This is a genomic window from Pedobacter sp. 01T416_2, assembly GCF_056398925.1.
Genome location: NZ_JBFTQI010000579.1, coordinates 1 through 3,878 on the forward strand (window position 1 = coordinate 1; position 3,878 = coordinate 3,878).

The 3,878-nt window shown below is 38.2% G+C and carries 4 protein-coding genes; 2 read left to right on the forward strand and 2 right to left on the reverse strand.

The genetic code is table 11. The features are described from left to right. Both AC1DPQ_RS20600 and AC1DPQ_RS20605 read right to left on the reverse strand, forming a co-directional pair. A partial coding sequence (locus AC1DPQ_RS20600) for an organic hydroperoxide resistance protein (RefSeq protein ID WP_477610722.1) occupies window positions 1-416 on the reverse strand: 416 nt, incomplete at its 3' end. A gap of 56 nt (window positions 417-472) precedes the next feature. Continuing rightward, window positions 473-1,522 (reverse strand): alpha/beta fold hydrolase, encoded by a 1,050-nt coding sequence (locus tag AC1DPQ_RS20605; protein ID WP_477610723.1) that lies wholly within the window; start codon window positions 1,520-1,522, stop codon window positions 473-475. A 473-nt stretch (window positions 1,523-1,995) separates the two neighbouring features. Here AC1DPQ_RS20605 and AC1DPQ_RS20610 point away from each other — a divergent pair, with 473 nt between their 5' ends. Continuing rightward, window positions 1,996-3,015 (forward strand): sensor histidine kinase, encoded by a 1,020-nt coding sequence (locus AC1DPQ_RS20610; protein WP_477583829.1) that lies wholly within the window; start codon window positions 1,996-1,998, stop codon window positions 3,013-3,015. Continuing rightward, window positions 2,996-3,757: a LytR/AlgR family response regulator transcription factor gene (locus AC1DPQ_RS20615; RefSeq protein WP_477583828.1), complete on the forward strand. Its 762-nt coding sequence runs from the start codon at window positions 2,996-2,998 to the stop codon at window positions 3,755-3,757. The genes AC1DPQ_RS20610 and AC1DPQ_RS20615 overlap by 20 nt, the downstream gene beginning before the upstream one ends. Window positions 3,758-3,878 lie beyond the last annotated feature (121 nt).

A 3,878-nucleotide genomic window follows, 5' to 3' on the forward strand; every position in this document is an offset into this window, starting at 1 on the left:
GCTTTAGAGTATGGACAGGTTTGGTGAGCAGCTTCAACCACTATTTTTGCTTCTTCGTAGGTAAGCCCGGGTAAAACCACATTTAATCTTGCCTGAAGATTAAAACCACTATCGGCCAAAGCCAGATCAACTTCTGCATCAATTGCAGTATCAGCAGGAAGTACAATTTTAAGTTGGGGAGCATTGTGTTTCATTGCACCAATAAAACATGCAGCCCAGCCTGCAGCAAATAATTGCTCAGGGTTAGTTCCTTTTCCTGCACTGCCAGGAGATGATAGTGCGGTGTCAAGCGCTCCATCGCTACTTTTTGCGAAGCCCTCACGACCGCCATTTACATGTACTTTTCCTGTGTAAAGCACTTTGTTGATCACTACATTTAACGTATTTGCTGATTCGATTACATTTTGATTTTCCATTTTTTTAAAATTTATTATGATTGTTAAAATTATTAGAAGAGTATTTTAGCTTTTTTTTACGCCATCATTGCTGCCTGGATAATGGCATCCGCAAATGCCTTAGGTGCTTCCTGAGGAAGATTGTGTCCAATGCCTCCACTAAGATTATGGTGCACATATTTACCTTTAAACTTAGCTGCATAATTATCAGGGTTGCCATGCGGTGCACCATTTGCATCACCTTCGAGTGTAATGCTTGGAATCGTTATTGCCGGAAATGTGGCTAGTATTTTTTCATATTTTTCATATTGTGCTTCCCCACCTGCCAGCCCCAATCTCCACCTGTAGTTATGAATTACAATGGCCACATGATCTGGATTATCCAATTCAACTCCCGACTTTTCGAAAACAGCATCAGTAAATTTCCATTCTGGAGAAGCGGTTTGCCAGATCAGTTTAGCAAAATCTTTTCGGTTAGCTTCATATCCTAAACGGCCACGTTCAGTTGCAAAGTAGAACTGATACCACCATGATAACTCAGCTTTTGGCGATAATGGTTTTTGGTTTAGCTCCTGGTTTCCAATGAGGTATCCACTTACCGAAACCATTGCTTTACAACGTTCTGGCCACAAGGCAGCCATAATATTGGCCGTTCTTGCTCCCCAATCAAAGCCACCAATTACTGCTTTATCTATTTTTAAGGCATCCATCAAAGCAATAATATCTGCAGCAATGGCCGATTGCTGTCCATTTCTCGGTGTTTTTGCCGAAAGAAACTGCGTACTGCCATGGCCGCGGAGGTGCGGAACGATTACCCGGTATCCTTCTGCAGAAAGCAGGGCGGCCACATCGGTATAACTGTGAATTGTATAAGGCCATCCATGTAACAGTATAACTGGTTCGCCATCTGCTGGGCCGCTTTCTGCATAACCCATGTTTAATACACCGGCATTAATCTGTTTTATCCTATCGAAGGATATATTGCCATTGATTTTATTATTGCTGGATTTATTTTTTGTAATTCCTTTGGCGTTCAAAAGGTTTAATCCACCAAGTTCTGCAGCGGCCACGGTTAATGCTGCTAAACTTAAAAAGCGCCGGCGGCTATAATTATTTTGATTTTCCATTTGCTAAAATTTGTTGATAATTAATGTTTTACTCCGTTAGGTATGTCAAAATTAATGCGGATGGAAAGGGGAGATTAGTGTTTTCGGGATGAAATAGACAAATTAGGTTTTGACTTATACATTGTTAGCCCTGAGTAAGACTATAATTGAACTCAAAGGAATGGGTATCATTTTGTGCCGGCTATCGTGTTGATACATTTTCTATTGTTAGCCTTTTTATGCGTTTGTTAACTATTTTAACGAAACAGGGATCTTACCGAAATAAAAACACAATTCTTGTGCTGATTTAAACCTGGCATTGTCTGCTTAAGCGCCGAATCTGTCTGGTTCAGGCTTAAAAATGTTTAACTATAAGATTTGCGTGGTTACTTTAGGTGAAAAAAGAAGAGATATATGTGGTGCAGCCATCATATTTAAAAAAATATTATTTTTGATTATCCCAACCCACCTAATTAGCCTGGCTAAAAACTGATATGACCAAAAACCCTTTAAAGATTTCGCCTGCCATTATCTGGGTAAGTTCCATTTTTCTTGGAGTTTTATCTTCTGTTCCACAAATAGCAGAACATCATTTTAATGCAGCCGAAGCGGCAGTTAATGCTGGTATTACCTCGGTATTTGCTTTGCTGATGTGGTATTTGAATATTTACATGCTGTCGCGAAAGAGCAGTAGGCCAAACAAACAGGGGATTTCCTATTCCAGGTTATTTAAAAGCCTTTTAATTGGTATTGGTATTATGCTTTGCCTGGCGTGGATTCAGCAATTGATCCTTTCGCACATTAATTTCGGTCCGGTGATGTTGATGGTTGAAGTAAGGGGAATATTGATCAATTTAATTTTTTATATGTTCCTTCATCTGTTGCAACAAAATTACGAAAATCAACAGGTGAATATGGAATTGGAGAAAATCAAAAGTGATAGTTTGGGCGCGCAGTACGAATTGCTAAAGCAGCAGGTTAATCCTCATTTTCTTTTTAATAGCCTCAACACACTAAAGGCTATGGTAGAAATCGGCGATGAAGCGGCTGTCGATTTTATCCTTAAACTTTCTAATTTTTATCGATATACCCTCGAAAGCCGTAAATTAGACCTGATTCACGTTGCGGAAGAAATGGAAATACTCAATGCCTATTTATTTTTACAACAGGCAAGATTTGATGGTGGTTTTAGTTTTACTTCTACTTTAAACGAAGAAATATTGCACACTTTAATTCCTCCCTTTACGCTGCAACTGTTAATCGAAAACTGTCTCAAACATAATGTAGTTTCGTTGGATAAACCTTTGCACATCAGCTTGTATGCCGAAGATGGGCAAATTGTTTTGGAAAACCCTATACGTTTAAAAACTGCAGATAACAACTCATTGGGGGTTGGACTAAAAAATATCATGTTGCGCTACCAGCATCTTCTTGAAAAACCAATCGAAATTATTAACGATGGCCAAATTTTTAAAATTAAACTCCCATTAATTCATGAACATCATCATCATTGAGGATGAGCTGAAAACAGCTAAATCACTCGAAAATATAATTTTGAGCCTGAGGCCCGACGTGAAAATAGTAGGGCAGTACCAGAGCATCGAAGGATCGGTAAAAGCGTTATCAGAACAGCCACAGCCCGATTTGATATTTATGGATATTCAATTGGCAGATGGATTATGTTTTGAAATATTTAAACAGGTTAAAGTAAACAGTCCTATTGTGTTCTGCACTGCTTTCGATGAGTACTCGTTAGAAGCTTTTAAGCGTAATGGAGTAGATTATGTGTTAAAACCCTTTTCCAAAACAGATATCCAGGAGGCCTTTCAAAAGGTAGACGGCCTTCAGAATTTTTTTCAGCAAAAAGTAATCCCCGATTTAAGCAATTTATTGGCGAAATTGAGCAGTCCTGCCGGAAAAGAGAGCTTTTTAGTGTTTAAAAACCAAAAATATACCACTGTTCAAACCGAGAATATTGCTTTCTTTTACATCAGAAATGATGCTTCAACCATTATGTGCTTCGATAAACAAGAGTTTGCATTAAATCAATCTCTTGATCAGATTACAGCATTGGTGTCATCTAAACAGTTCTTCAGGGTTAACCGCCAATATTTAGTTAACTTTAAAGCCATTAAAGAAATAGAACATTATTTCTTAAGAAAATTGTTTGTTAAACTGGTGATTGAAACTCCAGATAAGTTGCTGATTAATAAGGAAAAAACACCTGCTTTTCTTTCCTGGATGGAAGATAGGTAAGAAAAATCAATATTTATCTGCTATTAGGTAACAAGCTTGGCCAGAAACGGATATCCGTTTCTGGCCTTTTTTGCTTTAAGGCGTGCTCGTAACTAATTTGTCTTATTTATCGGCTTCCTGT

Excerpts from the sequence above, each read along its gene's own strand:
- AC1DPQ_RS20610 (WP_477583829.1), top strand. The coding sequence starts at position 1,996 with ATGACCAAAAACCCTTTAAAGATTTCGCCTGCCATTATCTGGGTAAGT.
- AC1DPQ_RS20615 (WP_477583828.1), top strand. The coding sequence starts at position 2,996 with ATGAACATCATCATCATTGAGGATGAGCTGAAAACAGCTAAATCACTC.
- AC1DPQ_RS20605 (WP_477610723.1), bottom strand. The coding sequence starts at position 1,522 with ATGGAAAATCAAAATAATTATAGCCGCCGGCGCTTTTTAAGTTTAGCA.